At 57.1% G+C, this 471-nt stretch carries 1 protein-coding gene; it reads right to left on the reverse strand.

Translation table 11 applies throughout. The features are described 5' to 3' along the window. Positions 1–139: 139 nt before the first annotated feature. The coding region (locus tag ACPUD7_RS17820; RefSeq protein ID WP_425120659.1) for an ATP-binding protein at positions 140–471 on the reverse strand (332 nt) is incomplete at its 5' end.

Below are 471 nucleotides of genomic sequence, written 5' to 3' on the forward strand. Positions count from 1 at the left end.
GTGTCAACGGTCAGTAGGAACTGCCCATAGACGGCCACGAGAATTGCCCACTGGTGGCCAATAAAACTGCCCGCTGGTGGCCACGATTTCTGCCCATCGACTCGTTGTGTCCAGTCGTGACCACCCGGGGCCGTCGATATCAGCTCAAAGCAACCACCCCTGCCCCAGAAACGGCCTGGCTGAGTCGAATCGATTCCCCACTGGTCTGGACCAAATGAGCATGATGAAGGAGCCGATCAACCGTCGCCGTAGCCACGGTCTTGGGCATCAGCTGGTCGAAAGCAGAAGGATGGAGATTCGACGAAATCGCGACGGATCTCTTCTCATAAGCAGCATCGACAAGCCGATACAGACCTTCGGCAGCATCATCACTGACCGGCAGCAGCCCGATGTCGTCAACGATCACGAGATCGGCTCGCAACAGCCGCTGAACAGTCTTCGTCACCTGGTCATCAGGACGATGAGCACGAA

Origin of the sequence: Brevibacterium sp. FAM 24630 (genome assembly GCF_049804075.1) — a bacterium.
Classification (GTDB): Bacteria; Actinomycetota; Actinomycetes; order Actinomycetales; family Brevibacteriaceae; genus Brevibacterium.